23 protein-coding genes and 2 pseudogenes are annotated in these 17,457 nt (G+C 49.4%); 8 read left to right on the top strand and 17 right to left on the bottom strand.

Annotation, left to right across the window (positions count from 1 at the left end; all coding sequences use genetic code 11):
- Positions 1 to 118 precede the first annotated feature (118 nt).
- Positions 119 to 298 (bottom strand): annotated as a pseudogene (locus ACOTX5_RS24550) (ArsR/SmtB family transcription factor); the annotation flags it as partial.
- 248 nt (positions 299 to 546) lie between these two features.
- Here ACOTX5_RS24550 and ACOTX5_RS24545 point away from each other — a divergent pair.
- Positions 547 to 852, top strand: a complete 306-nt coding sequence (locus ACOTX5_RS24545; protein ID WP_011742557.1) for a DUF6710 family protein — start codon at positions 547 to 549, stop codon at positions 850 to 852.
- Between the two features lie 173 nt (positions 853 to 1,025).
- Here ACOTX5_RS24545 and ACOTX5_RS24540 read toward each other — a convergent pair whose 3' ends face one another.
- The 14 genes from ACOTX5_RS24540 to ACOTX5_RS24475 all read right to left on the bottom strand — a co-directional run bounded on the left by ACOTX5_RS24540 (position 1,026) and on the right by ACOTX5_RS24475 (position 11,884).
- Entirely contained in the window at positions 1,026 to 1,559 is a 534-nt protein-coding gene (locus tag ACOTX5_RS24540; RefSeq protein ID WP_000792636.1) for a phospholipase D family protein, read from the bottom strand.
- Positions 1,559 to 2,554: an ATPase, T2SS/T4P/T4SS family gene (locus ACOTX5_RS24535; protein WP_000128596.1), complete on the bottom strand. Its 996-nt coding sequence runs from the start codon at positions 2,552 to 2,554 to the stop codon at positions 1,559 to 1,561. Before ACOTX5_RS24535 ends, ACOTX5_RS24540 begins: the two co-directional genes overlap by 1 nt.
- A 41-nt stretch (positions 2,555 to 2,595) precedes the next feature.
- Positions 2,596 to 3,756 carry a type IV secretion system protein VirB10 gene (virB10, locus tag ACOTX5_RS24530; protein WP_000101710.1) on the bottom strand — a complete coding sequence of 387 codons (1,161 nt, stop codon included), beginning with the start codon at positions 3,754 to 3,756 and terminating at the stop codon, positions 2,596 to 2,598.
- The gene (locus tag ACOTX5_RS24525; protein ID WP_000735066.1) at positions 3,756 to 4,640 is read right to left on the bottom strand and encodes a TrbG/VirB9 family P-type conjugative transfer protein; all 885 of its coding nucleotides are present in this window, start codon (positions 4,638 to 4,640) and stop codon (positions 3,756 to 3,758) included. The genes virB10 and ACOTX5_RS24525 overlap by 1 nt, the downstream gene beginning before the upstream one ends.
- Positions 4,641 to 4,650: 10 nt before the next feature.
- Positions 4,651 to 5,349 carry a virB8 family protein gene (locus ACOTX5_RS24520; RefSeq protein ID WP_000646594.1) on the bottom strand — a complete coding sequence of 233 codons (699 nt, stop codon included), beginning with the start codon at positions 5,347 to 5,349 and terminating at the stop codon, positions 4,651 to 4,653.
- Complete coding sequence (locus ACOTX5_RS24515; protein WP_071882546.1) at positions 5,339 to 5,467, bottom strand: conjugal transfer protein TraN; 129 nt, start codon at positions 5,465 to 5,467, stop codon at positions 5,339 to 5,341. The genes ACOTX5_RS24520 and ACOTX5_RS24515 overlap by 11 nt, the downstream gene beginning before the upstream one ends.
- 100 nt (positions 5,468 to 5,567) lie before the next feature.
- A complete protein-coding gene (locus ACOTX5_RS24510) occupies positions 5,568 to 6,608 on the bottom strand; it encodes a type IV secretion system protein (protein WP_001749958.1) in 1,041 nt (346 codons plus the stop codon).
- Between the two features lie 15 nt (positions 6,609 to 6,623).
- The gene (eexN, locus tag ACOTX5_RS24505) at positions 6,624 to 6,851 is read right to left on the bottom strand and encodes an IncN-type entry exclusion lipoprotein EexN (protein WP_001749959.1); all 228 of its coding nucleotides are present in this window, start codon (positions 6,849 to 6,851) and stop codon (positions 6,624 to 6,626) included.
- 7 nt (positions 6,852 to 6,858) lie between these two features.
- Positions 6,859 to 7,572, bottom strand: coding sequence for a type IV secretion system protein (locus ACOTX5_RS24500; protein WP_001749960.1), 714 nt, complete (start codon positions 7,570 to 7,572; stop codon positions 6,859 to 6,861).
- A 17-nt stretch (positions 7,573 to 7,589) separates the two neighbouring features.
- Entirely contained in the window at positions 7,590 to 10,058 is a 2,469-nt protein-coding gene (locus tag ACOTX5_RS24495) for a VirB4 family type IV secretion/conjugal transfer ATPase (protein ID WP_224743086.1), read from the bottom strand.
- Between the two features lie 131 nt (positions 10,059 to 10,189).
- Positions 10,190 to 10,507, bottom strand: a complete 318-nt coding sequence (locus ACOTX5_RS24490; RefSeq protein WP_000496058.1) for a VirB3 family type IV secretion system protein — start codon at positions 10,505 to 10,507, stop codon at positions 10,190 to 10,192.
- Between the two features lie 49 nt (positions 10,508 to 10,556).
- The gene (locus tag ACOTX5_RS24485) at positions 10,557 to 10,850 is read right to left on the bottom strand and encodes a hypothetical protein (RefSeq protein WP_001749962.1); all 294 of its coding nucleotides are present in this window, start codon (positions 10,848 to 10,850) and stop codon (positions 10,557 to 10,559) included.
- A 9-nt stretch (positions 10,851 to 10,859) separates the two neighbouring features.
- Positions 10,860 to 11,141: a transcriptional repressor KorA gene (gene korA / locus ACOTX5_RS24480; protein WP_000440698.1), complete on the bottom strand. Its 282-nt coding sequence runs from the start codon at positions 11,139 to 11,141 to the stop codon at positions 10,860 to 10,862.
- A gap of 8 nt (positions 11,142 to 11,149) precedes the next feature.
- On the bottom strand, positions 11,150 to 11,884 hold the full coding sequence (locus ACOTX5_RS24475; RefSeq protein WP_001749963.1) for a lytic transglycosylase domain-containing protein: 735 nt from the start codon (positions 11,882 to 11,884) through the stop codon (positions 11,150 to 11,152).
- A 108-nt stretch (positions 11,885 to 11,992) separates the two neighbouring features.
- On the opposite strand from ACOTX5_RS24475, the gene ACOTX5_RS24470 reads away from it, so the two are divergent.
- The 6 genes from ACOTX5_RS24470 to ACOTX5_RS24445 are packed head-to-tail and all read left to right on the top strand — an operon-like array spanning position 11,993 to position 14,224.
- A complete protein-coding gene (locus ACOTX5_RS24470) occupies positions 11,993 to 12,298 on the top strand; it encodes an H-NS family nucleoid-associated regulatory protein (protein WP_000960954.1) in 306 nt (101 codons plus the stop codon).
- A 15-nt stretch (positions 12,299 to 12,313) separates the two neighbouring features.
- Complete coding sequence (locus tag ACOTX5_RS24465) at positions 12,314 to 12,658, top strand: hypothetical protein (protein ID WP_001749964.1); 345 nt, start codon at positions 12,314 to 12,316, stop codon at positions 12,656 to 12,658.
- Positions 12,655 to 12,969 (top strand): TrbM/KikA/MpfK family conjugal transfer protein, encoded by a 315-nt coding sequence (locus ACOTX5_RS24460; protein ID WP_001749965.1) that lies wholly within the window; start codon positions 12,655 to 12,657, stop codon positions 12,967 to 12,969. Before ACOTX5_RS24465 ends, ACOTX5_RS24460 begins: the two co-directional genes overlap by 4 nt.
- 35 nt (positions 12,970 to 13,004) lie before the next feature.
- A complete protein-coding gene (locus ACOTX5_RS24455) occupies positions 13,005 to 13,316 on the top strand; it encodes a hypothetical protein (RefSeq protein ID WP_001452736.1) in 312 nt (103 codons plus the stop codon).
- Between the two features lie 49 nt (positions 13,317 to 13,365).
- Positions 13,366 to 14,013, top strand: a complete 648-nt coding sequence (locus ACOTX5_RS24450) for a restriction endonuclease (RefSeq protein WP_015344958.1) — start codon at positions 13,366 to 13,368, stop codon at positions 14,011 to 14,013.
- Positions 14,014 to 14,017: 4 nt separating this feature from the next.
- The gene (locus tag ACOTX5_RS24445; protein ID WP_001749967.1) at positions 14,018 to 14,224 is read left to right on the top strand and encodes a hypothetical protein; all 207 of its coding nucleotides are present in this window, start codon (positions 14,018 to 14,020) and stop codon (positions 14,222 to 14,224) included.
- Positions 14,225 to 14,234: 10 nt separating this feature from the next.
- On the opposite strand, the pseudogene ACOTX5_RS24440 reads toward ACOTX5_RS24445, so the two are convergent.
- A pseudogene (locus ACOTX5_RS24440) lies at positions 14,235 to 14,507 on the bottom strand (IS1 family transposase); the annotation flags it as partial.
- A 98-nt stretch (positions 14,508 to 14,605) separates the two neighbouring features.
- Here ACOTX5_RS24440 and ACOTX5_RS24435 point away from each other — a divergent pair.
- On the top strand, positions 14,606 to 16,039 hold the full coding sequence (locus ACOTX5_RS24435) for a DNA cytosine methyltransferase (RefSeq protein WP_001288432.1): 1,434 nt from the start codon (positions 14,606 to 14,608) through the stop codon (positions 16,037 to 16,039).
- A 33-nt stretch (positions 16,040 to 16,072) separates the two neighbouring features.
- Here ACOTX5_RS24435 and ACOTX5_RS24430 read toward each other — a convergent pair whose 3' ends face one another.
- Positions 16,073 to 17,281 (bottom strand): type II site-specific deoxyribonuclease, encoded by a 1,209-nt coding sequence (locus tag ACOTX5_RS24430; RefSeq protein WP_001749969.1) that lies wholly within the window; start codon positions 17,279 to 17,281, stop codon positions 16,073 to 16,075.
- Between the last annotated feature and the right edge of the window lie 176 nt (positions 17,282 to 17,457).

Below are 17,457 nucleotides of genomic sequence, written 5' to 3'. Positions count from 1 at the left end.
TACGGCCCACAGAATGATGTCACGCTGAAAATGCCGGCCTTTGAATGGGTTCATGTGCAGCTCCATCAGCAAAAGGGGATGATAAGTTTATCACCACCGACTATTTGCAACAGTGCCGTCCAGCGGATATCAGCGCTGAAAGATGATGGCTGAGCGTGGAGGCAGGAATCTCAAGGTGCTTCTGCAGTTCGCCAACCGGCAGGCCTTCATGACCCGCCCTGACCAGCTCCCGGTATATGCTGAGACGTGTCGGGTGGCCCAGTTCTCGAAGTGCGTTTGCAGCAGTGTTTAAATCCATAATACCTCCTTTATCTATATTTCCAGAATAATAGAAATATAGCCTGCGTCAATCGTTTCTGCCGTGAGGGTACCGCTTTCCCAATCATGCTCTGTCCGCCAGGTTATGGGGGGCAGAGCCAGAGCACTACCGAAATCCTTGCGAATACCCGTGCAGGGAATAATTTCCGCCCCCTTTATGGCCGGAAAAAAAACTGATAAACGTCGCCTTTTCAGAAGGTTGCTTTCTTAACGTGGTTTTTCGCATGGTTGGACCTCAGACCCCATATAGGCAGCGCTAAGGGCAATCCGTGGGTACAGGATATTAACCACCGCGTTACTTTGTGGTTGCCCTGGCGGATAGGCTTTGTACGAGGAGGGAACCATTCTATTGCCAGCGGCGTTCTGGCCGGTGAGGGTGAGGTAATACCCGATACGGTTTATGATATGCGGTATTTGCTCGATATTGTCAGCACTGACGGGTATTACTGGTACATGAGCGGGAAGATCTGCGAGAGAGTCAGTGACTACCGTACAGCCGCCTTTTTTGAAATAGGCCGCCTGCTTACACTGTGATTCCTTCAAAATATCTCAACGAAATTTCCCGACACCTGTTTAAGCTATCTTGCTGATATTTCTGTTTTTCGATTTTTGCCGGCGCGATGCCGGCGACGTTGGCCAGCTGCCCCGTGCGCGATACTGAGATCAGTTTCTTTGAACAAAAAAAACCGCCTTTCGGCGGTCAGTATTCAGTAGCTGGAACGGTAGTCTCTCCCCCGATTCCAGCGGTCTTGCCAGTGTTCGAGGAATGATTCAGCGAGCTTAGGCATGTTCCAGATCACCACCGCATTCTCCGAGTTTTTCGTTTCGGCCGCTTTGGTGAAATTAAAGCTGCCAGTTTCAACGGTCACATTATCCACGATGATCACCTTGTCATGCTGGATAGGGAAATCACTGTCAGTACGCAAAGGGATGCCGCTGTTCGCTATGTAGTTCATGGCCGCAATGCTGGCGCGCCCCGTATTGCCCCTTTCATCAATTACGATTTTCACATCAACTCCCCGTTTTTTGGCTGCTACCAGTGCCTTCATAATATCCGGGGCGGTAAAAGAATAAGCCATCATCCGTATCGAGGTTTTTGCGGAGTCAATGGCGCTCAGGACGAGAACGCGGGCGCTTCCTTCAGGCGAGTAGCCAACCTGAACGGATGGTTCCACCGCAAAGGCGGGCAGGGCGGCTGTCGTAAATGCTGCGGCCAGAAGCCAGGTTGCTAAGTTTTTCATTACAGGCTCCCGTTCACACACTGCATTTTATATTCAGGGTCAAAATAAATTTCTTTGATTTTCCGCTTTTCCATATGCACCACAACGTCAATGGTGGAGTAGAGCATTCGCATAATATCGCTCATATCGAGCATACGGCCGATAGGGGTCGCCTTGATAAGCAGCCCAATACGGTTAAAGGCATCGCGCGCAGAGTTAGCGTGCGTTGACATAACACCGCCTGGATGGCCGGTATTAAGTGCTTTAAGATAATCCCACGCAGCATCATCCCTAAGCTCAGTCATGATGATACGGCCCGGTGTCAGACGCATACAGGCTCGCAGGGCATCAGTGGCGCTGACGCGGCCGATCTTTCCTGCATCGCCGTACATCATATAAACGGCTTCTACAACGTGATCGACCGTGACTTCGTGAACGTCCTCTAAAATAATTACACGCTCGTCTTTATGTAGCGATTTTAACAGCGCGCGCGTGAGTACCGTTTTCCCCGACCCGGTTTCACCGCAGATCACGATAGTGCGTTTCTTCTCAACGGCGGTTTGCAGGAATGCGGGCCATTTTTCGCTGCTGTGCAGCTCTTTAAGGAAAAAATCATCATCCGTTAGGCTTTGCTTGCTGCCGGTAATCTTCCGGCAGTCACTGAAAATCCCCTCGCTGGTCAGCTGCTCCAGATTTTTATCGGCCGCCAAATCCTTACGAAACGCTACGGCCGTTGTACCGTCAATCACCGCAGGGGGCAGACAGATAACGCCCCTGATCCCGCCAGGCAGGATCACGTCATTAATGGCCTGCATGGTCAGCTTGTTGCTGCTCACCAACGATTTAGCAAGGTTCCTAATAAAATCTGCCGTAATTGCCGCGTTCTGCACAACCCTGCGGCCGCTGAACGTATCACAGATAACTTCCTGAAAGCAGTTAATGCGAATTTCAAAAACAGTAGGATCTTCTAAATACTCGCGCAGTGGGCCAAGTTGATAGAAAGCTGCATCAGTCATGATTACTCCTGAAGAAAAGCGGGCGCTAAGCGCCCACTTTTTTAGTTGTCTGCGAGCGTATAAACGCCGCTGAAATCGAGGTCGCGGGCAACAAAAATGCTCACCGCATCACCCTGCTGATCGTAGAGGGTAGGGGGGATAGACATGTAAGAGCGAAGTGCTTCAGACGCCAGCTGCTCACCGCTGTTTTCTGTGCTGTTGTACTGAATGTTATTACTCTGCGTCTGGTTAACCAGCGCCGTTAAGGTGTCAGAGAACAACGAAATCATGATCGCACCACGCAGACGCTCCCACATATGGGTATCCACCTGGCCCGGAATCCCCGCGCTGCCGAGTGAGTTCGTTCCGGCACTGTCAATATTAACGATTGTCCCGTCCTGGTCATTGCGGATACGCTCCCAGAGAACAAACACGCGCGCCTGGCCGTCTTTGATACCACCGGTAATCTGCCCGTCAACCCATGAGCCTTTATCAATCAGCCTAACGAGTCCATCAGCTGAGTAAACGTCCTGTGAAACCCGGCAGGAAACCTGACCCGGAACAGTGGTATCCAGCTCGGTGCCGGTACCACAGGGGATCATTTTGCCTTTCGGAACAGTCAGGCTGGGATTAGCCATGACTCCAGCGCGGCTAGCCTTCAGCCTTGCAGGAGTCAGGTTTTTAGCGAGTGCTGAACTACCTTCGCTTGTTTCGTTGTCCTGGGGCTGCACTCCGGGACTATTGCTTGTAGCCGCCTGATTAGTCTGGGCCAGCTCGCCGCCCAGACGACGCTGCATAGCCAGTTCTTCAGGCGAAGGTTCTTTACGCTTATTAGAGGTACGCGCGGCGGTATTGCTGCTGCCCGCATCTGCATCTGCCTGTGCGGCAGCCTGCACAGCACGGGCATCAGTGGCGCTATTCTGCGCAGTTGCAGGTTTATTAACATCAGGATCGCTGTTAAAGCTGTAGTTTGGCAGTGTATTGGCCTGTTGCGCTTTACCACCGTCTTTATCAGCTTCAGCTTTAGCCGGGGTGCGAATTTTACCCATGACCGTAATCCCGATGAATACCAAAGCAAGCAGCGCCATCAGTATGACAAAGGCTTTCATACCAGGAGCCGAACGGCGGTTACTGCCTTTAAATCCGCCACGCTCGCTTTCAAATTCACCGTCTCCGGTGTTTTCATCGAGTTCCTGATCTACATCGACACTTTTACGGGCCATCAGTTATCCTCCCCAATTTGAACCCTGCGCACATCCGGGGAAGCCGTACCGGTTGCTACCGCACCGGCGCCCGGTGCGAAATTATTATTACGAACGCCAACGACTTTATCGCCCAGACGAATACGCCACTCTTTAGCGACGGTTTCCACCTCGATGATGTTGCGGTTCTCACCCACAACATGAGAGTTAGGCAGCGTTTCTTTGCCACTGGCCGAGATCATGTAGACCTGCGGTAACTCCGCATTGGCCGGAAACTCAAACCGGGTAAAGCGGTAGTTATCCCAGACGTGAACCGGCTGGATGCTGCGCATTTCAGGCTGTTCGCTCATTACGTACTGATAGTTCTTCGCCCCCGCAAAAGCCGTCTGCTTCAGCTTCTGCGTAATGCGTTTTTTATCAGCCGCGCTTTTGGCTTTTTCCTGCTGCTCAAACGGATATTCATAGGTCAGCTGAAGAACGGCCTGGCGCACAGCCCACGGCGTTTCAATAAAGGATTTTGATACCGTACCGTCTGCATTTTTCTTCGTTTCTTCACCGATGAAATGGAGGACGATGTTATAGGTGCGCTTATCGGTGACGATCACCAGGTTGGTATCACTCATGGCCTGTTTCGGCTTCACAAAAAAATGGTTCATTTTGTGCGCAAACGTCCAGCTTTCAGAATCGCCAAAAGCATGAGTGATATAGGTTTCGTCAGGCGCGACAACAATGTGGGTAGCCACACCGGCGATAGCGTCAATTTTGACCACATTAACAGGGTTATAAACAACGCTTTTAATGCGATAGTCATAAGGAGAATTGCGGCCAACCTCAAGCGCCATAACGTTAGTGGCCGCGCCTCCCAGGACTGACAAAACGACTGCTGAAAGAAGTAGTTTTTTCATGGGGCAGCCCTCAGTTAACTTCAGGGTTGACGCGATAACTCGTCACGCGGAAACCCAGCGGGTTGACATAACGCTGCTCAGCATTCATCGCCAGCGATTTATATTCATACCCCATAATGGCAATCCAGCGCTGCGGCTGATCATCAACGGGATTGCTGCGCACGCGGCGAACCGTAGTAAAGCGTATCGTTGCTACGCCGTGCGGTTTATCGAGGATCACAGAGTTAATCTTCACGCGGGTCGTTTCACTGTCGCCCAGAACCTTATCAAGACCGTTGCGGCCCTTGAACTTGCTCTGGTAAGACTCTGCCACGTTCGGCGTGGACATTAAGCCAACGGCCGTATAGTCGACCTGAACTGAATAGAAGTCATAGCTCTCACGGTGAATGACATATTGTGTCAGCCAGAACTTATCAATTTCGTCACCATAAGAGGTCTGGTCGCGGGTCAGCTTGACCTGCTGTACTTCGTGAGTGGCCTCGTTGAGCGTTAGCAGATGTGCGGGGATTGGCTGGCTGTACTTATGCACCACGTAACCAACTAAAGAGAGTGCAAAAACAGTTACCACCGCTGAACCGGTGGCAACCATCCAGGCGGTACGCCGGGACTTCAGCACTTCATCCATCAGATCAACTTCAAGCCCTTTACGGCTTTCGTTGAACTCTTTAATGGCTTCACGTGTAAGCCCTGTTTTTTTATTAGCTTTCATTTGCACCACCTTGCGTATCAACCGGGATTGTTTTGTTTACTGGAACGGTGTTGCTCCAGTCCGGCTCCGGTGGCGGTTTATGCCCGCTGGAACAGGCGCTAATCAGAAGAACTCCCATAAGCAATAAGCTGCGCATTACGGCATCCATTATCGGTTGTTGAACGTACTAATTATAATAAGTCGCCGAAATTGCAATTTCAACGACTTTTGTTTTAATTTTATGCAGCCTTCTTCCCGCGACTGCCCCTTGCCTTACCACTTAAATTAGAACCACTGCTTCCTCCGCTGTTGCTGCCACTTCCTCCACCTGCCGATTGCTGGCCGCCGCCACTGTTACCGCCTCTGAACGCATTACCGCCAAACATGCCGTGGCTGCCCATATTGCCAAGCGCCTGCATGGAAGAACCCGTAGAGCGTGCGGCGTCAGCAACTCCGGCGCTGATACCGCTACCCCAGCTGGCGGCAATTTGCGGAATCTGGAACAGAACGAAAACGGAAATGACCGTCAGTAATAAGGCGGAGATAGAACCAGTGATTGATGAGTAAGCGGCATCAGAGTTCATCGAGGACAGGAGGTTGTCGAACATCTGCATGATGAAACCAAACACGAGCGCAAGAATGACGACGACAAGGCCATAGTTAATGACCGACGCCAGCCAGCGAGCAAAGATGTTTTTTGTCGCTCCCCACAGCAGGCAGAAGATTGCAATCGGGCCAAAACAAAGCGTAACGGCCAGAAGGATCTTAGCCATGATCACAAAGCCCGCACCGAGGCCGCCCAGCACAACGGTAGCAATCATCATAATGCCGCCAATGGCATACGCGGCCAGGCCGCTCGATGAAAACACGTCTGCGGCTTCCCATGCGGTGTTGACGATCTTGATACCTTTTTCAATACCGCTATCAATAATCGCCGGTACGCCACTTGCACCGACTTTATTAGGGGCAGACAGTATCCCGGCAAAATCATCCGGCAGGTGAAGCGCCACGTTGACCAGTTCCTGTTGATACCAGCCGCCCGCCGTTGCAAAGCTCAGGATAAGGGCTATGGAAAGATACTCTTTAATCAGCGAACTCAGGCTGTCGCCCGCCCCCGGATTAAACGCTGAGTACATCCCCTGAACCATCAGCTTGATTGTCAGACAGGTGGCAATCAGAGGCGTTACATCAGAGATAATGGTGGCAACATTGGCGCTCACCATTGACGTAATCGCCCCGTCTACTTTTGCGAAAATGTCTGCGACTAGGGTGAATGCCATATTGCCTCCTTACTCCTAAATTTTCGGTGAATTGATTTCGCCGTCTTTTTTGCCGAACACAAACAGCTGACGATCGGCTTCGCGCGCGTTTTTGCAATCAGGTTTCTGAAGTTCATCCGCGTCTTTCTTGCATTCCTGAATTGTTGCCTTGCGCTCTTTCTCATGTTTTTTGTACCACTCCACGTCATGCGAGGCATCGCAGGCCACCAGGAGGAAAGGGATAACAAGCAGTAGTTTTTTCATAATTACCTCAGTTAATTGAAGGTGACGCGGTAACGTCCCCGCCGGTTCCAAAAACAAAATTGTGGGTGGCACGTTCTTTCTGCGCACGTAATAGCTTGTCCTGTGACTGCTGCAACATGTTCATCAGATTCAGCTTCGCCTGCTCACCCTGAATAGCACCCTGTGACGTCTGGATACGGGCCTGTAAGTCAGCAATCGATTTCAGGTCTGGAGTCGTTTTAATCTGCTCCGTCAGCTCCTGCATATCGGTTAGTTCCTGCATCTGGTTGTTGTAGGCTTTTTCTGCCATAACGCGGTCATAAGCGCCTTTTTCAGCCAGCTTTTTGTTCATGTAGGTAATTGCTTCGCTGGGCGTCATGTCGTCAACTTCCGCATTAAACTGGCCCATCATGCTGTTAACTGAAGGCGTGACGGAAGAACTGGAGTTCATGGCGTCGCTGTAGATCTCCTTCCAGTTGTCCGGCAAATTATTTGCCAGCGTGCTGGTAGACGTCCCCAGCAGATCGCCCAGGTTGGTTGTCTTTGCCATCGACTCATACATATTTTTCTGCGTTTGCAGCTGGCTTTTAAGCTGCTCCAGCTGCTGCGCCATTTGCTGAAGCTGCTCGACCTGTTTAGCCAGCTCAGTAGGGTTGGTCACGATGATGCCTGCGGAAGCGCTTTGCGCGCCTCCCAGAATCAGGCCGGTGGTCAGCAATACTGCCGTCAGTGTTTTTTTCATGGTGTTTTGCCTCGTTGTTAAGCCGTCAGGCGCCAGTATTCTTTGAGCCATACTTCAGGGTCATTACCGAGCCGTTCAACCAGCTCATGCGCAATTTCGGCGTTTTGTGGTTCACCGGACAACACGCTAAGAACGTTGTCCATTGTCTTAATATCTGCATCAATATCGTCGCTGTTGCGAGGGTAGAGATTGAAAGAAGCAATCGCAGACTGTTGCCCTTGTTTAACCAGGAACTGTCTGGAGTGTTCGGTAATCGACATCAGCGCGTCGTATTCAGCATCAGTAAGGAAGGCATAATCCTCTCGGATAGCTTCCGGATCGCGCAGGCAGATTTTTGTGACGGTCTGCGACATGATCGTGCGGCCAATACGGCTGGACAGCGCATCGTTCGGCTCCTGCGTGGCAAACACATAGATAGCGTCTTTCTTACGGTCAGTTTTGATACCACGCTTAACTTCACGCTCGATAACCGGATCGTCAAGGTAGGCGTGGAACTCGTCAAAGCACTGAATGACGCGGCGTTTGCCGTCGATGGAGTCACGTACCCGGTACAGAAGGTACATCATGAGCGGAGTACGGGCCGGGCTGGATACTTCCTCTTTGGCTGCGATAAACTCGGATAAATCGAAGCCAAAAATATCATTCGCGCTGAGATCCAGGCTGTCTTTATCATTGTCAAACAGCCAGCCATACTGGCCTTCGCGCGTCCATTCGCGCAGCAGCCCTTTCAGTGATACGCCATTTTCCACAACTTCATTCACGTACCCGTCCAGGATAGTAACGGTGCGCGCCTCGCGTGGAATAAGTGAGCCTTCCCCCATAACCGCATCAACGCCTTCAGCCAGTTCGGTAGCCATCGTTGCGCTGATAGGCCCGTTATTGGTGGTTTCCACACAAATGCGGAACAGGTTTTTAATGAGGGCAATATTGCGTTTGGTCGGTTCAATCTGAAGCGGGGCAAACCCGGACGGCATACCCTGTTGCAGAACTTTATAGTAGCCACCAACGCTTCGAATGAACGGCTCCATACCGCGGTCACGGTCATAAACAAAAAGCCGCGGGTTGTACTTCATTGACTGCGCCAGCAGGAAGTTAAGCAGCGTGGTTTTACCTTCCCCCGACATACCCGTTATTAACGCATGGCCCAGCGGGCGTTTACCGTAGGAAAGTTCTTCAAGCGGGGTCACATGGAAATTAAAATAGAGTGGCGTACCGCTGATCGTGCGGAACATGGTCAGCGCTGGCCCCCACGGGTTATTGTCAGGCTTGCCACGCATAAAATTGTGGAACGGGCTGAAGTGCAGGAAGTTCCATGAGTTTATCGGAACCGGGCGCGGCGCCCATTTCTGGTTGCCAGGCAGTCTCGCATAATATGCAGCCTCAGAGGCCAGGCTGATAGTCCCGCCAACCACGCCACAGCCGGTTAGCATAACCTTCACACGACGCGCTTTGCGCTGTACCGCGTTTTGGTCATTATCCCAGACATGCACGGTTCCATGATGGTAGCCCATCACGAACTCTCTGGACGTCAGCATATCGAGCGCAGTACCAAGCTGTGCCAGCTGGCTTTGCGCACGGTCGCGCGTTTCCTGCAAAGATTTTTCCTGATGCGTCAGAAACGTTTTAGCTGAAGATTCAGAGAGGCAAGAAAAACTCTGCGTCAGAAGGTATTCAAAATCGGCTTCTTTAAGCATGTTAAGCTGGCCTGGCTCTGTATCTTCTTCGTATTCACGAAATTCAATGCCGGTGGTATAGAAGTTGTGATCTACCGTTCTGATCTGGACAACATCCCCCCACAGGGAGCTAACAGGGCGGTTGTCCATGATGTACTCACGGATACGATCACGGCAAACAGGCACGATGGCCCATTCCATATTTGCGAGGAAATAAAGGAACTCCAGCGCTTTTGAATAAGCGTGAGCCTGCGAAGGTTCAGGCTCGTTGCGTTCGATAACAATGGCTTCGTCAAAAATGTCTGATTCATCGACTTCAGCAAGTTCTTCACGTTCTTTTTTATCAGGCGCAGGAATTTCAACACCGCGTTTGTCACGATAATAGATACCCAACTGCTGAATGCCATACGGCTTCATTGCTTCCAGGATTTGTTCAGAAATATCTTCCAGACCTTCAAGCGCCTCATTCTGCATTTGCTGAATTTCGTCACGAGTCGGCTTTTCAAATTTCGCCAGAAACTTCTGTGTTTTATCCCCTACCTGTTTGTAAATAACGGTCAGATAAAGGTCATTAATCAGCTGCTTGGAATCACCGTGCAGCTTACGGTTATATTGATCAACATAAGCAGGGAAAAAATGGTCATACTCACCATCCGGGTACTCTTTAGCCTCATGGTGATATTCATGCGTCCACAGCTCTACATGGTCTGTTCCGAAGCTCTTGACCAGCGTATTAAGGTCTTTATGCCAGGTGACCAGTTCCCGATCTGATGCGCAGTCATGTGTGCGGCCATCCAGCTTGAAAAAAGCCATCAGATCGCCGTTTTCCATCGAAATCACGTAATCATTGAGGTGATAAGAATAGGGCAAATACTTTTTATTTACTGATGGCTCCTTACGGTAGGCATCAATTTTTTTTGGCTTCGTAGCGGTGGCAGCTCTCATTATTTTAAACCCTTACGTTTGTAGTCAACAGAGGAATAAGACGATCCTCCCCACTGCTTAAACGGAGAATCAAACCAATTACTGAATTTGGTTTTCAACCACAGGCCCATAATTCGAAACATGCGGTCGTCATATTTTGTTAATGCAGCTGAAGGAATCCACAAAAAGACGAACACCAGAATCGCCCACATATGAATAATCATAAAAAGCGAGGCAGAAATCATGAATATCATCATAGCTACATTACGTGGTACACCCAGCGCGCGAGGTAAGCGAGTCGCACCTTTGAAAAGCGGTCTTTTCCCGTCAACGAACATCTTTGTAGTCCTCACTTTGGGGGACAAAAGTCCCCCCTTTTCGCGTTGTTCAGCTTCCTACGCCCGTCAGGGAAACCAGAAATGATGCAGAACCAATACCAATCAGCGAGATTACGATACGAGGAATAAAGCTGGCTGGGATTACGTGAAGCATCCACATAAAGCAACTAACCATGATCGCAATAGCACAACCAATTGGAATCCATGTGCTCAACCACGTCTGGATTGATGTAGCGGTTGATTCACCAGTATCGGTGCCAGCGGCCAGCGCAATTTGCGGCAGGGCAATGGACAAAACGCCCATAACTACCGCAGGGCCATACTTCTTAAACAACGTGGTCATACTTTCTCCTTACTCACTATCTTCTGTTGATTGCAGATTTAACCGGCATTCTTCAACGCCACACTTATCTTTCAAAAACTCTGCCAGTAGCCTTAAATCAGCCCAGGTTCGTAGCTCATGCTCTTTGTTAACCCTAATGGAACATGCGATCTGGCCCAGCTGTTCATCGTCTATCTGAAAAACGGGATACCACTTCTTTAATGAAACCCGTTCTATCGTTACCTCCTTCACTTTTCCTGCTTCAAATAGCTCCAGGATCTGTGATTGCAATACAAGGTACAAACGTTCCATCCATAACCTCATTCCCCCTTCGCTGTTTCCTGTCTGGTTAAAAAGGCATCCGTATTATTTCGGCTGAAGGCATCGCCATCACCCGAACCAAAAACATCTTGTTCACCGTCATACTGCGGCGCCGTACTTTTTGCCTGCTGAGGCTCAGTCGCGGTGCTGTCCTCACTGGTCTGGCCGTCAGGTAGCAGCGTAGGGATTTTCAAATCAGTTGATTGACGCGCCACGTTGATAACTTTCGTGACATACCCGTTAGAAATCCCGTTTGTGAGTGAGCCGGTGTTGTAGCAGGAAAGCGCGTGTCTCAGCGCAACCTGCCCGGCTGGGTAGGATTTCAGGGCGCTATCATAACAGGCTTTAAGGATGGTCTGGCTCGCCCGCAGGTTGATGCAGGGTTTGAAAATATCGTCAACCGAAAGACCCAGGCCCACTAAATTATTTGAGTTAATTTGTGCAAGGCCCATATCAAAACTTTTATTATCCTTCAGCAGAACTTTCGCAACGCTGACGGCCTCAGCTTCAGTACGCGGTTGCTGTTTTAACTGAATACTACCGTTAATATTGATCCTGTACGGCCCATTTGAGGACTCATGGCCGACGATGTACGCCATCGTTAAGGGTGAAACATCAGGCGCACATCTCTGCGCAAGCCTGGCAACTTCATCGGAGGCAGGCGCAGCACTGGCACGGCCAGCACAAGCAAGGCAGGCCAGAGCGAGAACCAGGAGTTTTGGATGTTTACTCATTTATGTTTCACCGCGTAATTGTAATTTCGACGACTTTTGTTTATGATAAGGGCTAATGAGATCGTGTCAAGAAGAAACGAAAAGAAAACCGCTGAAGGAAGGAAGGTGATGCTGGTTCCCCTGAAATCAGAAAAACGACCAAAAGGCGAACCCGTGTATCGTGACCCGGATAACCCTTTTAATACGTGGACTGGTATAGGGAAGCGCCCGGCCTGGCTAACTGCAAAATTGGACGCTGGCATTAGCCTGGAAGCCATGAAGATGCAGGGCGTAGCCAACCCCAGAGAACATAGACCAGCAAAATACCGCGACCCCAGGAACGCAGAAAATACCTGGTCCGGGACTGGCCGCCGACCCACATGGCTCAAAGAGCTGCTTGATAGTGGTTTATCACTTGATGATCTGAAGATATAACCGGAGGGTATAAAAATGGGCGAACTTATTGATTTTGCGGAAAGGCAAAAAAGCAGAAGGAAGAAAAAGGCATCTTCCATTCCGCCCATTTTTAGAAAATTTCGTGTCCATGCGATCAGGTTACTCGCCAGCATCATCAAATCCGGCTCTTATTCAGTTGCTTATATTGTTAAGAAAATTACAGGAAAGTTAATCAAGTTTTACACAATTTTAACGATTTTCGTTTTTGTTGTCGAATATATTGCAGGCGATATAGGTTACAAATCTATTTATAACGCAGCGTTATTATTAATATTGCTTACCGTTATCAACATTCTGGCGAGTGTATATCTGAACAAACTGTTAAGGACAAAACAATGAAGAAACTCTTAATACCTCTGATAGCAGCTGGTAGTCTGCTTTATATTCCTGCCAGCCATGCTGAAGATCCCTGCAAAGTTATTATGTGCATGGCGGGCAAGCTCACCGGCGATAGCGGCGGAAGCGAGTGTAACAGTGCTGAAGCTGCTTTCTTCAATATCGTTAAAAAGAACAAGCACGGCTTTTTACCCAACCACACGAAGGATGCCAGGAAGGCTTTTCTTAATGAATGCCCGGATAATGGCGAAGGTGGAAGTAACCAGTCGATGATAAGCCAGATCATAAGTAAATACGGGAAAGTTCGCTTATAGGCGAACTAGGAATAATCTCAATTTAAGGAGCCAACGTGAAAAAAATAATATTAAGTGCATTAGCCTGTACAGCTCTCTTAACTGGTTGCGTCAGCCAGGATAAAGGTAATGCGATGCAGAGCCAGCTGAATAACCAGCAACGCCAGATTAACGAATTATCCGTTCGTTTGCAGTCTGCGGAGTCCCGGCTATCAAAGCAGGAAGAAAAGCTGCGCAACGAACTGCTGCAATCCAGCGGCTATTGCTATCTGAATGGCGCCCGCTACTCGACCGGCACCGTACTTTACGGGCGGATTTGCCAGAATCAGTCAGGCAGCGCTTCGTGGCAGGTATACAGCCGTCGCTAAACACCAGGGCGGTTTAACCGCCCTTTTCTTTACCCTCAGAAAGCCCACTATGACCATGATCCCCTTCCCCACTACAGAAAACCTTATTCTATGGGCTTGCAGCGCCATCGCACTGCTTGCCGTTGTATTCTTCCGGCGTTCAGTACGGCACAGGCGACACAAAAGGAAGCAGCAAAGTGCGCGGCGGGTGCTGGAGCGCATAAAGACGTTGCCGGGCTTCCCACAAAAAATTAACTACCTGAGGAAAATTGATCCTTTTGTGTTTGAAGAACTGTTGCTGGAAGGATTTGAAGCGCATGGCTTCAGAACCATCAGAAACAAACGCTATACCGGCGATGGAGGCATTGACGGCCAGGTAATAATAGGAAAATATCGCTATCTTATTCAGGCTAAACGCTATCGCGGCCATATTGCTTTACAGCACGTACAGGAGTTCGAGAAGTTGCTTAAACGTCATAACTGTCGCGGTCTGTTTTGCCATACCGGGAAAACCGGCGCAGGTTCAAAATCTGTCAGTATTGCCAGTGAACGGATGGAGATTATCAGCGGCCAGCGCCTGATAGATTTGCTCACGCCCGGCAGCTCCTTCACTATCGCAACCGCCCCGCAGACGATGATGAAGCGTACCGCAGCAACACTAGAAACGAGCACCATTGTTAAAGATGCCGGTAAAGAAAATCGATACCATGAGAGTTAATTAAATGAAGTCAGTAACTATAGAAGCAAAAACATTTGCTGAAATGTTAGGAATAACAGAAGGTGAGTTAATCTTTGCCATTAAGAAAACTGGCACATTCAAAAACAAGACCATCCCACAACCTCATGAGCCACATAAATCAAATAATAGATTTTTATATTCAGACGTAATGAGGTTTATAGAATCACTAAAAGACAAAGAGAACCGGTAATGACTCCAACTTACTGATAGTGTTTTATGTTCAGATAATGCCCGATGACCTTGTCATGCAGCTCCACCGATTTTGAGAACGACAGTGACTTCCGTCCCAGCCTTGCCAGATGTTGTCTCAGATTCAGGTTATGTCGCTCAATGCGCTGAGTGTAACGCTTGCTGATAACGTGCAGCTTTCCCTTCAGGCGGGGTTCATACAGCGGCCAGCCATCCGTCATCCATACCACGACCTCAAAGGCCGACAGCAGGCCCAGAAGACGCTCCAGCGTGGCCAACGTGCGTTACCTAACAATAAACCTGTTTAAATATCCAGATAAAAACATTCAATCTGGGTCAAATGAGTGATACAGTTTCACCCATAAGACCCAATGGAGGCAATATGTCTGAATTTGAATTACTGGCGCAGGATCTGCTTGAGAAAGCAGAAGCGGAAGAACAACTGCGACAGGAAAATGATAAAAAGCTGCTCGGGCAGGTGCTGGAAATCTATGACCAGAAGTACGTGGCTGAACTGCTTAGAAAAGTTGGTAAAAATGAGTGGAGTCGCGAGACTCTTAATCGCTGGATTAATGGTAAGTGCTCACCTAAGACGCTGACGTTAGCCGAAGAGGAACTTCTACGAAAAATGCTTCCGGAAGCGCCTGCACATCACCCTGACTATGCCTTCCGGTTTATTGACCTGTTTGCTGGGATTGGAGGTATACGGAAGGGCTTCGAAACCATCGGTGGCCAGTGCGTTTTTACCAGTGAATGGAATAAAGAGGCTGTGCGCACATATAAAGCTAACTGGTTTAACGATGCTCAGGAACACACTTTCAATCTCGATATTCGTGAAGTCACGCTCAGTGATAAACCTGAAGTACCTGAAAACGATGCCTATGCTTACATTAATGAGCATGTGCCGGATCATGATGTACTTCTAGCAGGTTTCCCCTGTCAACCGTTTAGCCTTGCGGGCGTAAGCAAGAAAAACTCGCTCGGGCGCGCGCATGGTTTCGAATGTGAGGCTCAGGGAACGCTTTTCTTCGATGTGGCGCGTATTATCCGCGCAAAAAAACCTGCCATCTTTGTTCTTGAAAACGTTAAAAACCTGAAGAGCCATGACAAGGGTAAAACCTTTAAAGTCATCATGGATACCCTCGACGAACTGGGCTATGAAGTTGCGGATGCAGCTGAGATGGGCAAAAACGATCCTAAAGTTATCGACGGAAAGCACTTTTTACCTCAGCACCGAGAACGTATCGTTTTGGTCGGTTTCCGCCGTGATCTGAACATTCACCAGGGCTTTACCCTGCGCGATATTAGTCGTTTTTATCCGGAACAGCGTCCGTCATTTGGCGAACTGCTGGAACCCGTGGTTGACAGCAAATATATACTGACGCCGAAACTCTGGGAGTATCTCTATAACTACGCCAAAAAGCACGCAGCTAAGGGTAACGGATTCGGTTTTGGCCTAGTTAATCCTGAAAATAAAGAAAGCATTGCCCGTACGCTTTCTGCTCGCTATCACAAAGACGGGTCTGAAATTCTGATAGACCGTGGCTGGGATATGGCCACAGGTGAAACAGACTTCGCGAACGAAGAAAATCAGGCGCATCGGCCCCGCAGGCTGACTCCGCGAGAGTGCGCGCGCCTTATGGGTTTTGAAAAAGTAGATGGCAGGCCTTTTCGCATTCCTGTGTCAGACACTCAGTCGTACAGGCAGTTCGGTAACTCCGTAGTGGTGCCCGTGTTTGAAGCCGTAGCCAAACTGCTTGAACCTTATATCCTGAAAGCGGTTAATGCCGATTCGTGCAAGGTTGAACGAATCTGATCGCTCCTCCCGGTATTTATGCCGGGAGATAATCTATGGAATATCTGCGTAAAGCCCTGTCAGCTCAGCAATAAACGCACCTAGCGTCATTAGCTCAGCTCTCACCGCCTCCGGGTATTTTTTGTGCAGAGATGATGGCACGACCAATCTGACACCCGACTCCCGCATCTCCCGATATTGAGCCAGAGAAACTCCCTCCTGGAGTGTAAACAGATGCACCTGATGAATTTTATCGGCCTCATTCAGTATCTGACGCCAGCGATCCTTACAGGTAGTCTTGACTGCCAGCATGCGCAGATTTTCTACGGGAAACTCAGTATCGTGGTAAGCCCCTGCGGAAGGGAAAAGGAAATCGGGTTTTTTATTACCTTCTGTGATGGCCTGCGTCGCAAAGTGTCGCAGGCCGTGCTCAATGAATAGATGCTCCAGGTGCAGTTCCAGCGACTTCCCGGCTCTGGATTTACGGCGATTGCTGACAGAATTGGCCAGCGCAATAAATTCATCCACAGAGCCAAATCCTTTCCGGATGATATCCAGAACATGCAGTTCCTCAACCAATAGAAATATGTCGTACTCCACGCGCCGGCGGTCAAGAAGTTGCTCATCCGGATCAAGGGAATTTTTCACATAATGGCTGGCTGCATACTGAATAATTTCACTTCCCGACGGAAAGCGCAGGTGCCAGTCTTCAGGTAGAATATATTTATGATTTACTGGCGCTTGCTGTAGAGATAGTCCGCCTAGAATCTGTCCTGCGGGGCCGGATATAAGCGCTCCGGGTATAACTTCACCAATAGCGGTCTCAATGACGTCCTCTTCATCAGTGCTGGCGCATACCCAAATATTTACTTCCTTACAGTCCCCCCCTTGCTCATCAAGCTTGAAAGCCAGGAGCGTCAGAGCCCCTGTATTTTCAGGATCCTGAAGTGGGCTGCCTCTACCCCAGCGGGTAATCCTTTTTTCATTCCGGGTTTTACCAAAATGACGGCTGTTATAATAAATTGCCCTGGCTTCGCTGTCAGGGCAATCATGCGATGACACATGTGCGGTGAGAAAAACCGAAGGGTTCAGTTCACGGGTATGGTTGATAGACGGAAAGAGTTTTTCAACGATACCTGAAGGGATATAAAGCCCTACCTGGTGACCACCTGTTGCGCCGGTATCGTTGGCGGAAAGGCGTTTGATGTAGACGAAGTAATTCTCACATGCGATCTCAAGTAGCCAGTTGTGGAAAACCGACATAAGCATCCCCTGTTACCCTGAAACTCTACTCACCATTTTTTCATGATTATATACAAACAGTGTCATTTTCAGAAGACGACTGCACCAGTTGATTGGGCGTAATGGCTGTTGTGCAGCCAGCTCCTGACAGTTCAATATCAGAAGTGATCTGCACCAATCTCGACTATGCTCAATAC

Origin of the sequence: Enterobacter cloacae complex sp. IR5441, assembly GCF_049238215.1 — a bacterium.
Taxonomy (GTDB): Bacteria; Pseudomonadota; Gammaproteobacteria; order Enterobacterales; family Enterobacteriaceae; genus Enterobacter; species Enterobacter hormaechei_C.
Note: the sequence above shows the minus strand (reverse complement) of the source record. Positions and strands in the feature narration are given on the sequence as shown.